Origin of the sequence: Mycoplana rhizolycopersici (assembly GCF_013378445.1) — a bacterium.
Lineage (GTDB): Bacteria > Pseudomonadota > Alphaproteobacteria > Rhizobiales > Rhizobiaceae > Mycoplana > Mycoplana rhizolycopersici.
Window position 1 is genome coordinate 362,045 of record NZ_JABXYK010000001.1, and the last position, 14,087, is coordinate 376,131.

Sequence of the window (14,087 nt, forward strand, 5' to 3'; positions counted from 1 at the left end):
CGAACGGTTTCGGGGAGGAGACCGCCAGATGATCCTGAACGAAGAGCAGATCCAGATCCGCGACATGGCGCGCGACTTCGCGCGCGAGCGGCTTATGCCGGGCGCGGCCGAGCGCGACGCGACGAGCCGCTTTCCCCGCGAGGAACTGCGCGAGATGGGCGAACTCGGCTTCCTCGGCATGCTGGTGCCGGACACCTATGGCGGCTCGGAGACGGGAACGGTGGCCTATGCCGTGGCACTGGAGGAGATCGCCGCCGGCGACGGCCCCTGCTCCACCATCATGAGCGTGCACAGTTCGGTCGGCTGCGTTCCGATCCTGAAATACGGGACGGAGGCGCAGAAGCAGCGCTTCCTGCCGAAGCTTGCCAGCGGCGAATGGATCGGCGGATTCGCGCTGACCGAGCCGCAGGCCGGCTCCGACGCCTCCAACCTGAAGACCCGTGCCCGCCGCGACGGCGATCACTACGTCATCGACGGCGCCAAGCAGTTCATCACCTCCGGCAAGAACGGCAACGTCGTCATCGTATTTGCGGTCACCGATCCCGACGCCGGCAAGAAGGGCATCTCCGCCTTCATCGTGCCGACCGACACACAGGGCTACGAGGTGGTGCGCGTCGAGCACAAGCTCGGGCTTCATTCCTCCGATACATGCCAGATCGCCTTCAGCGGCATGCACATCCCCGCCGGCCTCAGGCTCGGCGAAGAGGGCGAGGGCTACAGGATCGCGCTTTCCAATCTGGAGGGCGGCCGCATCGGCATCGCCGCACAATCCGTCGGCATGGCACGGTCGGCCTTCGAGGCGGCACGGGACTATGCCCGTGAGCGCACCGCGTTCGGCTCGCCGATCGTCGACCACCAGGCTGTCGCCTTCCGCCTTGCCGACATGGCGACGCAGATCGAAGTGGCCCGCCAGATGGTTCTGCACGCGGCCCAACTGAAGGAAGAGGGCCGTCCCTGCCTGACGGAAGCTTCGATGGCAAAGCTCTTTGCCTCCGAGATGGCCGAGAAGGTCTGCTCCGACGCCATCCAGATTCACGGCGGCTATGGCTACATGGCCGACTACCCGGTCGAGCGCATCTATCGCGACGTCCGCATCTGCCAGATCTACGAGGGCACCAGCGACGTCCAGCGCATCGTCATCGCCCGCAATCTATAGCATTCTGAGTGCCGGATCTTCCGCAGGGAGCAGTGGAAGCAACGGCCAGTGAGGGAGGAACGACACTGCATGACCGATGTCCCGCATCTGAGCCTGCATGTGCCAGAACCCGCCGTCAGGCCGGGCGGCCAGCCGGACTTTTCCAACGTGAAGATCGCGAAGGCCGGTTCCGTGCCGCGGCCGCCCGTCGACGTGGCGCCCGAAGAGGTCCGGGATCTCGCCTACTCGATCATCCGCGTCCTGAACCGCGAGGGCGAAGCCGTCGGGCCCTGGGCAGGCCTGCTGTCCGACGAAGAGCTGCTGGCTGGCCTGCGCAACATGATGAAACTGCGCGCCTTTGACGCGCGCATGCTGATGGCGCAGCGGCAGGGAAAGACCTCCTTCTACATGCAGCACCTGGGCGAGGAAGCGGTGAGCTGCGCCTTCCGCAAGGCGTTGAACAAGGGCGACATGAATTTCCCGACCTACCGCCAGGCCGGCCTCCTGATCGCCGACGACTATCCGATGGTCGAGATGATGAACCAGATCTACTCCAACGAGGCCGATCCGCTGCGCGGCCGCCAGTTGCCGATCATGTATTCGTCGAAGGAACACGGCTTCTTCACCATCTCCGGCAACCTCGCCACGCAGTACGTGCAGGCTGTCGGCTGGGCGATGGCCTCGGCCATCAGGAACGACACGAAGATCGCCGCCGCCTGGATCGGCGACGGCTCGACCGCCGAATCCGATTTCCATTCGGCGCTCGTCTTCGCCTCCACCTACAAGGCGCCGGTCATCCTCAACATCGTCAACAACCAGTGGGCCATCTCCACCTTCCAGGGCATCGCCCGCGGCGGATCCGGCACCTTCGCTGCCCGCGGCCTCGGTTTCGGCATCCCCGCGCTGCGCGTCGACGGCAACGACTATCTCGCCGTCTACGCGGTGGCCAAATGGGCAGCCGAACGGGCACGGCGCAACCTCGGCCCGACGTTGATCGAATACGTCACCTACCGCGTCGGGGCGCATTCGACCTCGGACGATCCGAGCGCCTACCGGCCGAAGACCGAGTCCGAGGCCTGGCCGCTCGGCGACCCGGTGCTGCGGCTGAAGAAACATCTGATCGTCCGCGGTGTCTGGTCGGAGGAGCGCCATGCCCAGGCCGAGGCCGAGATTCTCGACGAGGTGATCCTGGCGCAGAAGCAGGCCGAAAGCCACGGCACGCTGCATGCCGGCGGCAGGCCTTCGGTGCGCGACATCTTCGAGGGCGTCTATGCAGAGATGCCCGCCCACATTCGCCGCCAGCGGCAGAAGGCAGGATACTGACATGGCAAGAATGACCATGATCGAGGCGGTGCGCAGCGCGATGGACGTCTCGATGGGCCGCGACGACCATGTCGTCGTCTTCGGCGAGGACGTCGGCTATTTCGGCGGCGTCTTCCGCTGCACCCAGGGCCTCCAGGCGAAATACGGCAAGACCCGCTGCTTCGACACCCCGATCAACGAATCTGGCATCCTCGGGACTGCCATCGGCATGGCGGCCTACGGGCTGAAACCCTGCATCGAGATCCAGTTCGCCGACTACATGTATCCGGCCTACGATCAGATCACCCAGGAGGCGGCCCGCATCCGCTACCGCTCCAACGGCGACTTCACCTGCCCGATCGTGGTGCGCATGCCGACCGGGGGCGGCATCTTCGGCGGCCAGACCCACAGCCAGAGCCCGGAGGCACTCTTCACCCATGTCTGCGGCCTGAAGGTGATCGTCCCCTCCAACCCCTATGACGCCAAGGGTCTCCTGATCGCCGCGATCGAGGACCCCGATCCGGTGATGTTCCTGGAGCCGAAGCGGCTCTACAACGGCCCCTTCGACGGCCATCACGAAAAGCCCGTCACCCCCTGGTCGAAGCACGATCTCGGCGAGGTGCCGGACGGCCACTACACGATCCCGATCGGCAAGGCCGAGGTGCGAAGGCAGGGCGAGGCCGTTACCGTGGTCGCCTACGGCACCATGGTGCACGTCGCGCTCGCCGCCGCCGAGGAAACCGGCATCGATGCCGAGGTGATCGACCTGCGCAGCCTGCTGCCGCTCGACCTCGACACAATCGTCCAGTCGGTGAAGAAGACCGGCCGCTGCGTCGTCGTGCACGAGGCGACGCTGACCTCCGGCTTCGGCGGCGAAGTGGTCTCGCTGGTGCAGGAGCACTGCTTCTACAATCTCGAGGCGCCGATCGTGCGCGTCACCGGCTGGGACACGCCTTACCCGCATGCGCAGGAGTGGGACTATTTCCCGGGTCCCGCCCGCGTCGGCCGGGCCTTGAAAGAAGTGATGGAGGGCTGAGCGATGGGCGAGTTCATCATCAAGATGCCCGACGTGGGCGAGGGCGTGGCCGAGGCCGAACTGGTCGAATGGCACGTCAAGCCGGGCGACCCGGTGCGCGAGGACATGGTGCTCGCCGCGGTCATGACCGACAAGGCGACGGTCGAGATCCCCTCGCCCGTCGAGGGCACCGTGCTCTGGCTCGGCGCAGAGGTCGGCGACACGGTCGCCGTCAAGGCGCCGCTGCTGCGGATCGAGATTGCCGGCGAAGGGTCCACCCAGGCGGATGTGGCCGCAGCCGGGGACGCGGCGGACAAAGCGGCGCCGGCCACCGAAGGGACGGGCGAGAATCCGTCCGCGGAGGTGCCACCCGCGGCGGTATCGCAGTCTCGCTCTGCCGCTGCCGACGCAAAGACGGTAGAAAGGCCGCCGCCACCGGAGCGGGCCGCTGCCGCGCCCGTGCAGCGCAGCGCGCCACGCGAGCCGGCAGACAAGCCGCTCGCCTCGCCCGCCGTCCGCCTGCGGGCGCAGGAGGCGGGCATCGACCTGCGCCAGGTCGCGGGCACCGGGCCTGCGGGCCGCATCACCCATGACGACATCGACCAGTTTCTCGCGCGCGGTGCCCAGTTGGAGGCGGTCCCCACGGGTCTCGCCCGCAAGACGGCCACGGAAGAAATCAAGGTCACCGGCCTTCGCCGGCGTATTGCCGAGAAGATGCGCCTTGCCACCGCGCGCATCCCCCACATCACCTACGTCGAGGAGATGGACGTCACCGACCTGGAGGATCTGCGCGCGACGATGAACGCCAGCCGCAAGCCCGACCAGCCGAAGCTGACGATGCTGCCCTTTCTGATGCGGGCGATGGTGAAGACGCTGGGCGAGCAGCCGGGCATCAACGCCACCTTCGACGACGATGCCGGCATCATCACCCGCAGCGCCGCCATCCATATCGGCATCGCCACCCAGACGCCGGCAGGCCTCACCGTCCCCGTCGTCCGCCACGCCGAGGCGCGGACCGTCTGGGACTGCGCCGCCGAACTCACCCGCCTCGCCGACGCCGCCCGCAACGGCACCGCCGCGCGCGAGGAACTGTCCGGCTCGACGATCACGATCACCTCGCTCGGCGCGCTCGGCGGTATCGTGACCACGCCGATCATCAACCATCCGGAGGTGGCGATCGTCGGCGTCAACAAGATCGCGGTTCGGCCCGTCTGGGACGGCACGCAGTTCGTTCCGCGCAAGATCATGAACCTCTCGTCCAGCTTCGATCACCGGATCGTCGACGGATGGAACGCAGCGACCTTCGTCCAGCGGATCAAGGCCCTGCTCGAAACCCCCGCTTTGATCTTCATCGAAGGCTGATGGCATGAAAGAGATCGTCTGCAAGCTTCTCGTCATCGGCGCCGGTCCCGGCGGTTACATCTGCGCCATCCGCGCCGGCCAGCTCGGTGTGGACACCGTTATCGTCGAGGCCGTCAAGGCCGGCGGCACCTGCCTCAACATCGGCTGCATTCCCTCCAAGGCGCTGATCCACGCCGCCGAGGAATTCGACAAGGTTCGTCACATGGCGTCCGCCAACGCGCTCGGCATATCGGTCGGGCCGGCAAAGCTGGACCTCGCCCAGACCGTGCGCTGGAAGGACGGCATCGTCGGCCGGCTGAACAGCGGCGTGCTCGGGCTGCTGCGCAAGGCCAAGGTCAAGATCGTCCATGGCCCCGCCCGCTTCCGCGACGGCAAGACGGTCGAGGTGGAAACGGAGACCGGCACGCAGGTCATCCGCGCCGAGACCGTCGTCATCGCCACCGGATCCGAACCGGTCGAGCTGCCCTTCCTGCCCTTCGGCGGCCCGGTGATCTCGTCCACCGAAGCGCTGTCCCTTGCCAGCGTACCGTACCGGCTCGTGGTCGTCGGCGGTGGCTACATCGGTCTCGAGCTCGGCACCGCCTTCGCCAAGATGTGTGCCGAGGTGACGGTCGTGGAGGCCACGTCGCAGATCCTTCCGCAGTACGATGCCGAACTGGTGAAGCCGGTGGCGAAGAGGCTCGCCGATCTCGGCGTGCGCGTGCTTACGGATACGAAGGCAAAAGGCCTGTCCGAGGGGAAGGACGCACTCCTGGTCGAGACGCCAGCCGGCGGTAGCCAGTCGCTGCCCGCCGACAGAATCCTCGTCACCGTCGGCCGCAGGCCGCGCACCGAAGGCTGGGGGCTGGAGGAACTCGATCTCGACCGCGCCGGCCGCTTCATCCGCATCGACGAGCGCTGCCGCACCTCGATGCGCGGCGTCTACGCGATCGGTGATGTCACCGGCGAGCCGATGCTCGCCCACCGGGCGATGGCACAGGGCGAGATGGTCGCCGAGATCGTCGCCGGCCGCAAGCGTTCGTGGGACAAGCGCGCCATCCCCGCCGTCTGCTTCACCGATCCGGAGATCGTCACGGCCGGCCTCTCTCCGGACGAAGCCCGCGCCCAGGGCTACGAGGTCAGGATCGGCCAGTTCCCCTTCAACGCCAACGGCCGGGCGATGACCACCGAGGACGAGGACGGCTTCGTCCGGGTGGTGGCGCGCGCCGACACCAACCTGGTACTCGGTCTGCAGGCCGTCGGCGCCGGCGTCTCGGAGCTTTCCAGCGCGTTCTCTCTCGCCCTGGAGATGGGCGCGCGCCTCGAAGACATTGCCGGCACCATCCACGCCCACCCGACCCGAAGCGAAGGCCTGCAGGAGGCTGCATTGAAAGCGCTTGGCCATGCCCTCCACATCTGAAGCGCCGGCCGCCGCCGAAAGCCAGACAATCGTCGAACGGACGGGCTCGCTCGGCCGGATCCGGCTCGACCGGCCAAAAGCGCTGAACAGCCTGACCCTGGCCATGGTGCGCGACATCGAACACGCTCTCGATGCGTTCGAGGCAGATCCGCGCGTCGCAGCCATACTGATCACTGGCGAGGGTGAGCGCGGCCTCTGCGCCGGTGGCGACATCCGCATGATCTACGAGGGCGGCAGGGCCGGCACCGACGCGCCGGCCACCTTCTGGCGCGAGGAATACCGCCTGAACGCCCGCATCGCCCGCCTTGGCAAGCCCTACGTCGCCGTCATGGATGGCATCGTCATGGGCGGCGGGGTCGGGGTCTCGGTCTACGGCAGCCACCGGATCGTCACCGAGCGCACCCGGCTCGCCATGCCCGAAACCGGAATCGGTTTCTTCCCCGATGTCGGCGCCTCCTGGTTCCTGACCCGGCAGGAAGGCGAGCTCGGCACTTATGCGGCCCTGACCGGCGCGCAGCTTTCGGCCGGCGACGCCATCGCCTTCGGCCTGGCGGACGCCTTTGTGGCTTCCGGTGAACTTGCCGCCCTGATCGAGGCGCTGGCGGCCTTGCCTGCCGGCGCGACGGGTCGCGACGTCTCCCAAGCCATCGCCGCCCACGACGCGCCCGCGCCGGCCACCGTGGCTGCGCGCCGGCCCGACATCGACCGCCTCTTTGCTTTCGACACCGTCGAGGAGATCCTTCAGGCCCTGCGGCAGGACGGCTCCCCCTTCGCGACAGAGACGCTCGCCGTGCTGCAGACGAAGTCGCCGCTGAGCCTGAAGGTCACGCTGCGGCTGCTGCGCCTCGGGCGCGCGGCCCCCTCGCTGGAGACCTGCCTCGAAAACGAATTCGCCGCTACCGAAGCCGTGCTCCGCAGCCACGACTTCTACGAGGGCGTACGCGCCGCCGTGATCGACAAGGATCGCAATCCGCAGTGGCGACCCGCCCGGCTGGCAGAGGTGACGGACGAGGACGTCGCAGCCTTCTTCCGGCCGTCGTCCAAACCTCTCTTTCCGTGACGCCACGGAGACAAGGAGAACGCAGATGACCTCGATCGCATTCATCGGCCTCGGCCACATGGGCGGCCCGATGGCCGCGAACCTTGTGAAGGCGGGGCACGACGTCCGCGGCTTCGATCTGGCGGCTCCGTCGCTGGAGCTTGCCCGGCACAACGGCGTAACCACATACACCTCCCTTGCCGAAGCGGTTTCGGGTGCAGATACGGTCATCACCATGCTTCCAGCCGGAACGCATGTCATCTCGGTGTGGCAGGAGCTCGTGGACGTCCTATCCGCCGGCACGCTCCTCATCGATTGTTCGACGATCGACATCGACAGCGCCCGCAAGGCCCACGAGCTTGCCGAAGGAAAGGGCTGCCCCGCACTCGACGCCCCCGTCTCCGGGGGAACCGGCGGAGCTGCGGCCGGCACGCTCACCTTTATGGTCGGCGGCGCGGCCGACGTCTTTGCCCTCGCCCGTCCGATCTTCGAGGCCATGGGCAAGAAGATCATCCATTGCGGCGCCGCCTCGGCCGGTCAGGCGGCGAAGATCTGCAACAACATGATCCTCGGCATCAGCATGATCGCCGTCGGAGAGGCCTTCGTGCTGGGCGAGAAGCTCGGTCTCTCGCATCAGGCGCTCTACGACGTCGCCTCGGTCTCCTCCGGCCAGTGCTGGTCGTTGACGACCTACTGCCCGGTGCCCGGCCCGGTGCCGGCCTCGCCCGCCAACCGCGGCTACGAGCCCGGTTTCGCCGCCGCCCTGATGCTGAAGGACGTGAAATTGTCGCAGACGGCAGCGGAGACCGCAGGCGCTGCCACACCGCTTGGCGCAATGGCGGCGCAACTCTACCAGAGATTTGCCGACGAGGGCTTCGGGGAAAAGGATTTCTCTGCCATCATCAATATGTTGCGGGACAAGTCAGGCACAGGCGCCGCGTAGAGGCAACCGGAAGGCAGGAGAAAACCGATGGAAAAACCGATCATCGTCGAACGCCAAGGCCGCGTCGTCGTCGTCACGCTGAACCGGCCGGCGGCGCGCAACGCGCTCAACTCAGAGATCATGCAGGCGATGGTCGACGAACTCGCCCCGCTCGACCGCGATCCCGGCGTCGGTTGCTTTGTGCTGCGCGGCTCCGACAAGGCATTCGCCGCGGGTGCGGACATCAAGGAGATGGCCGAAAAGTCGTTTTCGGAAATGTACAACGACGACTTCTTTGCTGCCTGGGATCGATTCGCAGCCTTTCGCACGCCGAAGATTGCCGCCGTCTCCGGCTATGCGCTCGGCGGCGGTTGCGAACTGGCGATGATGTGCGACATGATCTTTGCCGCCGACACCGCCATGTTCGGCCAGCCGGAGATCAAGCTTGGCGTCATTCCGGGCATGGGGGGATCGCAGCGGCTGACCAAGCTGGTCGGCAAGGCCAAGGCGATGGACATGATCCTGACCGGACGGATGATGGATGCGGCGGAGGCGGAACGCTGCGGCCTCGTCGCCCGTGTCATTCCGGCCGACAAGCTGATGGAAGAAGCGCTGAAGGCAGCAGAAACCATAGCCGGCTATGGAAAATTGGCGACCACGGCGGCGCGCGAGGCTGTAGACAGGGCGCTGGAAGTGGGCCTGCGCGAAGGCATCCTGTTCGAGCGCCGCCTGTTCCATTCTCTTTTCGCCACCGCCGACCAGAAGGAAGGCATGGCGGCCTTCGTCGAAAAACGCGCCCCGCAGTTCACGGGCGAATAGCACTTCCGGCAACCGCTGGCGGCGGGCGAAGGCATTTTCCACGCGCAGCGCGGTCGCCAGCGCCGACCCGCCGGTTGCCACTCAATGATAGGCGTCCATGGGCATTTCGTCGACGAGAACGCGAAAGGCGTCCTGCAATGCGCTGACGAGCAGGTCGGTCAGAACGTCGCCGCTGCCGCCCTCGATCAGCAGTGCCAGGGTCTCGTTGCACATTTCGCCGTCATGGCGCACGTCTTCCGACATCATGTCGTCCTTTCGTCTTCCGGCCGCCCGATCGCTAAAGGAATCGGCGCAGATTCGGTGCTTGTCGCAACTTTACGGCGACAGGTCCATTGCCCGGAGATAGGGCGTCAATCTTGCTTTAACCTTGCCCCGCGGTCGAAACCGGGCGCCAAAACGAAAATGCCACCCCGCTTTTGGCGGGATGGCATGGGATGGAACATACACCTCTTGCGCGTCGAACGGTCAGGTGAACAGGAAGTCGCCGGCCTTCAGCTCGCTCAGCTTCGTATCCTCGAGGGTGAGCCTTGCGCCGCCGAAATCGAAGCGCAGGTCATCACCGCCGTCGACCGCCGTTGCCAGTTCCACGAGGTCGTCGAAATTCGAGACGCCGAGTGACTTGGCGATGATGACGGTGTCGGTGCCCGCACGATAATCCTCGATCTCCGTGATTCCGGTCTTGAAGACGAAGGTGTCTGCGCCGCTGCCGCCTTTCAGCTCGTTGCGGCCGTTGCCACCGTCCAGCCAGTCGTTGCCGGCGCCGCCTTCGAGGTCGTCATTGCCATTGCCGCCATAGAGCTTGTCGTTGCCCTTGCCGCCCTCAAGTTCGTCATTGCCATTTCCGCCGTAAAGCAGATCGTTGCCGGAGCCGCCCTCGATCTCGTCGTTGCCGTTGCCGCCATAAAGCTTGTCGCCACCGTCGCCGCCGTAGATGTCATCATGGCCGTTCCCGCCCTTGAGGACGTCATTGCCGGAGTATCCCCAGATCTTGTCGTTGCCGGCACCGCCGGTGAAAGTGTCGGCTTTGCTCGTGCCCTTGAACTGACCGCTGGACGCGGAAGCGTCCACGGACGCACCGGACGAGAAACCGAAATGGGAGGCCTTGAGGCTGGAGAGCTTCACATCTTCCAGAAGCAGCGTGTTGCCGCTGCCGAAATTGAACAGTACGTCCTCACCCTCGTCCACCTGGCGGGCCTTGCTCATCAACTGGCTGAAGGATGTGATGCCGAGCGAGGCATCCAGGCTGATGGTGTCGTCCCGCGTGCTGAAGTCATCGATCTCGTCACGACCGGAGGAATAGACGAACAGGTCCCTGCCCGCTCCGCCTTCCATCTCGTCATTGCCGCCGCCGCCGATCAGCGTGTCGTTGCCGCTGCCGCCTTCGAGCTCGTCGTTGCCCGCGCCCCCGTCCAGCCGGTCGTTGCCGGCACCGCCTTCGAGATCGTCATTGCCGGCATAGCCATACAGCTTGTCGTTGCCGTTGCCGCCGTAGATGTCGTCGACCCGCGCCGTTCCCTTGAGAACATCGGCTCTCGTCGTGCCCTTCAGTCTGGCCATATGCAGCATCCTTTCGTTTTGCCGAGGCGCCACCGGTGGGACCGGCCCGGCGCCGTTGAATGGGCGGACCTTGGCCGATTCTGCCTTTTGGCAAGCTGACAGCGCCTGTCAGCAAATTGTCAGCTTCTCCCCGCTATGCAGGAGGCATGACCCAGAAATCACATGTGAAACGCCTCGGGCTGCGGCTCCTGGCCGCCTGCGCGGTGCTTTATCCTGCGATAGCACTCAGCGAGGCATCGCCGCCGGACGTCGACGATGTCGACGACGCCCGCGAGCATTACGAGGCACGCGAGGCCCTGCGGAAAGGCGAGGTCCTGCCGCTGGAAAAAATCATCGAGGTCGTGCGCAAACAGTTCCAGGGCGATATCATCGAAATCGAGTTCGAACGGAACGACGGGAAATATGTCTACGAGATCGAGATCATCGATCCGTCGGGCCGCGTCGTCGAGATCGAGGTCGATGCGAAGACCGCGGAAATCCTGGACAGTGAGGATGGCGATTGAGACTGCTCGTTGCGGAAGACGACAAGCGTATTGCCGAGGACGTCAGAACCGTTCTGACGGCGGCGGGCTACGCCGTCGACCTAACGCATAGTGGCCAGGACGCCTGGTTCCGTGGCGATACCGAGGACTATGGCCTCGTCGTGCTCGACCTCGGCCTTCCGGGCATGGACGGCATCAGCATCCTCAAGCAATGGCGCATGAGCGGCCGGCACATGCCCGTCCTTGTGCTGACGGCGCGCGGAAGCTGGGCCGAGCGCGTCGAGGGCATCGATGCCGGTGCCGACGACTACCTGCCGAAACCGTTCCAGTTCGAGGAACTGCTGGCCCGTATCCGGGCGCTTATCCGGCGTTCGGTCGGCCACGGTGCTGCCACCATCGAGGTCGCCAGCCTGGTCGTCGATACCCGCACGATGCGCGTCGTCGTCGATGGCATGCCGTTGAACCTGACCCCATTCGAGTATCGTCTCGTCAGTTATCTCGCCCATCATCGCGGCCGGGTCGTGCCGGCCTCGGAATTGCAGGATCACGTCTACGGCGACGACTTCTCGAGAGACGGAAACGCACTGGAGGCGATGATTGCAAGGCTGCGCAAGAAGATCGGCAGCGACGTGATTTCGACGCGGCGCGGGTTCGGCTACGTCATGGGTGACAGCGTGTGATCTCGCGCCATTCCTTGCGGCTTCGTCTGGCTCTTGCAGGCGCCGCCTCGATTGGCGTCGCGCTCGTCATCGCCTTTTTCGGCCTGTCCTTTCTCTTCGAAAAGCATGTCGAACGCCGCGTGGTGGACGAACTGCGCCTTCATCTCGACCAGACCATCGCGGGCCTCGGGCCGGACCGGAACGGCATAGTCGAAATGATCCGTCCGCCGATCGACCCGCGTTTTCAGACACCGCTCTCCGGCCTCTACTGGCAGATCGAGGGCGACGGCTTCGAACGCAGGTCGCGCTCGTTGTGGGACGAGGCGTTGGATCTTCCACACCTGTCGCCCTCGGCACCGCACGAGTTTTCCTTGAAGGGGCCGGCCAATGCCGATCTCCTCGTGCTTGCCCGCGAGATCATTCCGCGCGACAGCCTTGGAGACCGCCCGATCGTCGCAGCCGTTGGCATAGACCGCTCCGACATCACGAAGGCGACCGCAGCGTTCCGCCGCAACCTTGCGCCGTTTCTGGCACTTCTGGCCGTAGTCCTGATGGCCGCGAGCCTCGCCCAGATCCTGATCGGCCTGAAGCCCCTGTCCGACTTGCGCGCGCGCATCGCGACAATCCGCAGCGGCGAGGCGCAACGCCTCGGCACTGCCTTTCCCGACGAGGTTCGACCTCTGACGATGGAGGTGGACGCCCTGCTGGTCTCGCGCGACGACCAGCTGAGGAAGGCGCGGGAACGGGCATCGGAACTTGCACACGCGTTCAAGACACCGCTGCAGGCACTTTCCGGCGACGTGCTGCGGCTAAAGCAACGCGGGCAGATCGAAGCCGCCGCCGAGATCGAGGCGCTGATCGAGGTAATGCGCCGGCTGGTCGACCATGAGATGGCGCGCGCCCGCATCGCGGGCCGGCCGCATGCGGTACGCTCCGACGTCAAGCGCGCGGTCAGCAATGTCGTCTCCGTCATCTGCCGCACACCGGCCGCCGAAGCGATAGAGTGGACAGTGGACGTTCCGAACGGGCTCTTCGCCCGCATCGACGCCGACGACCTTTCCGAACTGCTCGGCAATCTCACGGAAAACGCCGTGCGTTACGGCCGCCAGGCAGTTTCGATAGCCGGCGTCCGGGACGGCGATTCCATCCTGATCGAGATCGCCGACGACGGGCCCGGAATTCCGGAGGAAAAGCTCGGACACGTGCTGCGTCGCGGCACCCGGCTCGACACCAGCAGCGGCGGCGCAGGGCTCGGCCTTGCGATCAGCGAAAGCATTGTCCAGTCCGTCGGCGGCGACATCCAGCTCGCAAACGGCGCCCCCGGCCTGCGCGCCTCCATCCGTTTGCCGGCCGCCGACGGCTGAGCCGGGCAATCGGAAGTACGCCACGCGGCACAGATCGCATCAGCCGTATGGTCGAGTTGCCGGCCTGGGATGTCACCGCTACCTTCGATCTGAACCCGCATTCACGTGCCAGGCACTCGCGTAACGCAAGAGGAAGACGGGGTATCGGATGAGCGTATTGCAGGTGACCATCGGCACGCTGGCGGTCCTGGCCGTTGCCGTATTCGGCGGCGTCTGGGCGCTGCAGACCTATGGCATCTATCGCTTCGATCCCCATCCGGGCGTTCCCGCCGCATTCGGCCTGCCCGAAACGGTGCGGATCGCCAGCTACATGTCCGAGGACGGAGCACCGATCCACGCCTGGATCGCCGATCCCGTCCCCAGCCGCCCGGTCATCCTTGCACTTTACGGCAACCAGTCGAGCATTGGCGGCTCGATGGGGCGTATCCTTCCGCTGATCGATGCCGGATATGGCATCGTGATGATGGAGTATCGCGGCTCCGGCGCCACCGCCGGAACGCCGAGCGAGAAAAACTTCGCCCGCGACGCGCGCGCGCTCTACGACCAGATGGACACGCTCATCGGCCGCACCGTGCCGCCGCAGGAACGCGTCGTCTACGGCTTCAGCCTCGGCACCGGCGTCGGCAGCCGCCTCGCAGCTGAGCGCCCGTTCGGCGCGGCCATCTTCGAGGCAGCCCCCTACCGCAATTGCCTGTACCTGGAGGACCACTATTTCGGCCTCCCCTTGTGCCGCCTCATGTGGGCCGAGCGCTACGACATCGTCGACCACGTGCAGCATATCAAGGCGCCGAAGCTGTTCATCCATGGTACACTGGACCAGGCCCTGCCCGTCGAGCGTGCCCGCCAACTGTTCATGGAAGCGCCGGAACCGAAGGAATACGTCCAGCTCGAAGGCGGCGGCCATGCGGACCTGCACAAGCACGGCCTCTTCTCCGCAATCGAAGCGTTTCTGCAGCAACACCTGCAGCCGGCCGATTAATCCGCCGGCGCACCCACGCGTACGACGGGGGCTTTTCCGGGCCGAAGGCGGCG

Annotated in this window: 14 protein-coding genes; 12 read left to right on the top strand and 2 right to left on the bottom strand. The window is 65.9% G+C overall.

The genetic code is table 11. The features are described 5' to 3' along the window. Nucleotides 1-28 precede the first annotated feature (28 nt). From HV823_RS01670 to HV823_RS01705, 8 genes are all read left to right on the top strand, one after another. Complete coding sequence (locus HV823_RS01670) at nt 29-1,156, top strand: acyl-CoA dehydrogenase family protein (protein ID WP_176948005.1); 1,128 nt, start codon at nt 29-31, stop codon at nt 1,154-1,156. A 69-nt stretch (nt 1,157-1,225) separates the two neighbouring features. Beyond that, nucleotides 1,226-2,458, top strand: a complete 1,233-nt coding sequence (locus tag HV823_RS01675) for a 3-methyl-2-oxobutanoate dehydrogenase (2-methylpropanoyl-transferring) subunit alpha (RefSeq protein WP_176948006.1) — start codon at nt 1,226-1,228, stop codon at nt 2,456-2,458. Between the two features lies 1 nt (nt 2,459). Beyond that, nucleotides 2,460-3,473: an alpha-ketoacid dehydrogenase subunit beta gene (locus HV823_RS01680; RefSeq protein ID WP_176948007.1), complete on the top strand. Its 1,014-nt coding sequence runs from the start codon at nt 2,460-2,462 to the stop codon at nt 3,471-3,473. Between the two features lie 3 nt (nt 3,474-3,476). Beyond that, the gene (locus HV823_RS01685; protein ID WP_176948008.1) at nt 3,477-4,814 is read left to right on the top strand and encodes a dihydrolipoamide acetyltransferase family protein; all 1,338 of its coding nucleotides are present in this window, start codon (nt 3,477-3,479) and stop codon (nt 4,812-4,814) included. A gap of 4 nt (nt 4,815-4,818) precedes the next feature. Continuing rightward, nucleotides 4,819-6,213, top strand: coding sequence for a dihydrolipoyl dehydrogenase (lpdA, locus tag HV823_RS01690; RefSeq protein ID WP_176948009.1), 1,395 nt, complete (start codon nt 4,819-4,821; stop codon nt 6,211-6,213). Beyond that, a complete protein-coding gene (locus tag HV823_RS01695) occupies nt 6,197-7,273 on the top strand; it encodes an enoyl-CoA hydratase/isomerase family protein (RefSeq protein WP_176948010.1) in 1,077 nt (358 codons plus the stop codon). The genes lpdA and HV823_RS01695 overlap by 17 nt, the downstream gene beginning before the upstream one ends. Nucleotides 7,274-7,298: 25 nt before the next feature. Beyond that, entirely contained in the window at nt 7,299-8,195 is an 897-nt protein-coding gene (gene mmsB / locus HV823_RS01700; RefSeq protein ID WP_176948011.1) for a 3-hydroxyisobutyrate dehydrogenase, read from the top strand. A gap of 27 nt (nt 8,196-8,222) precedes the next feature. Then, complete coding sequence (locus HV823_RS01705) at nt 8,223-8,993, top strand: enoyl-CoA hydratase (protein ID WP_176948012.1); 771 nt, start codon at nt 8,223-8,225, stop codon at nt 8,991-8,993. An 81-nt stretch (nt 8,994-9,074) separates the two neighbouring features. Here the strand turns inward: HV823_RS01705 and HV823_RS01710 are convergent, their stop codons facing one another. Continuing rightward, nucleotides 9,075-9,236, bottom strand: coding sequence for a tautomerase family protein (locus HV823_RS01710; RefSeq protein WP_176948013.1), 162 nt, complete (start codon nt 9,234-9,236; stop codon nt 9,075-9,077). A 222-nt stretch (nt 9,237-9,458) separates the two neighbouring features. Continuing rightward, on the bottom strand, nt 9,459-10,550 hold the full coding sequence (locus HV823_RS01715; RefSeq protein WP_176948014.1) for a calcium-binding protein: 1,092 nt from the start codon (nt 10,548-10,550) through the stop codon (nt 9,459-9,461). A gap of 146 nt (nt 10,551-10,696) precedes the next feature. Between HV823_RS01715 and HV823_RS01720 the strand changes: the two genes are divergently transcribed. The 4 genes from HV823_RS01720 (at nt 10,697) to HV823_RS01735 (ending at nt 14,034) form a co-directional block, all read left to right on the top strand. Then, nucleotides 10,697-11,053: a PepSY domain-containing protein gene (locus HV823_RS01720; protein WP_176948015.1), complete on the top strand. Its 357-nt coding sequence runs from the start codon at nt 10,697-10,699 to the stop codon at nt 11,051-11,053. After that, nucleotides 11,050-11,712 (top strand): response regulator transcription factor, encoded by a 663-nt coding sequence (locus HV823_RS01725; RefSeq protein WP_176948016.1) that lies wholly within the window; start codon nt 11,050-11,052, stop codon nt 11,710-11,712. The genes HV823_RS01720 and HV823_RS01725 overlap by 4 nt, the downstream gene beginning before the upstream one ends. Further along, nucleotides 11,709-13,055, top strand: a complete 1,347-nt coding sequence (locus HV823_RS27185) for an ATP-binding protein (RefSeq protein ID WP_176948017.1) — start codon at nt 11,709-11,711, stop codon at nt 13,053-13,055. The genes HV823_RS01725 and HV823_RS27185 overlap by 4 nt, the downstream gene beginning before the upstream one ends. Before the next feature lie 148 nt (nt 13,056-13,203). Beyond that, the gene (locus tag HV823_RS01735; protein ID WP_176948018.1) at nt 13,204-14,034 is read left to right on the top strand and encodes an alpha/beta hydrolase; all 831 of its coding nucleotides are present in this window, start codon (nt 13,204-13,206) and stop codon (nt 14,032-14,034) included. Nucleotides 14,035-14,087: the final 53 nt, after the last annotated feature.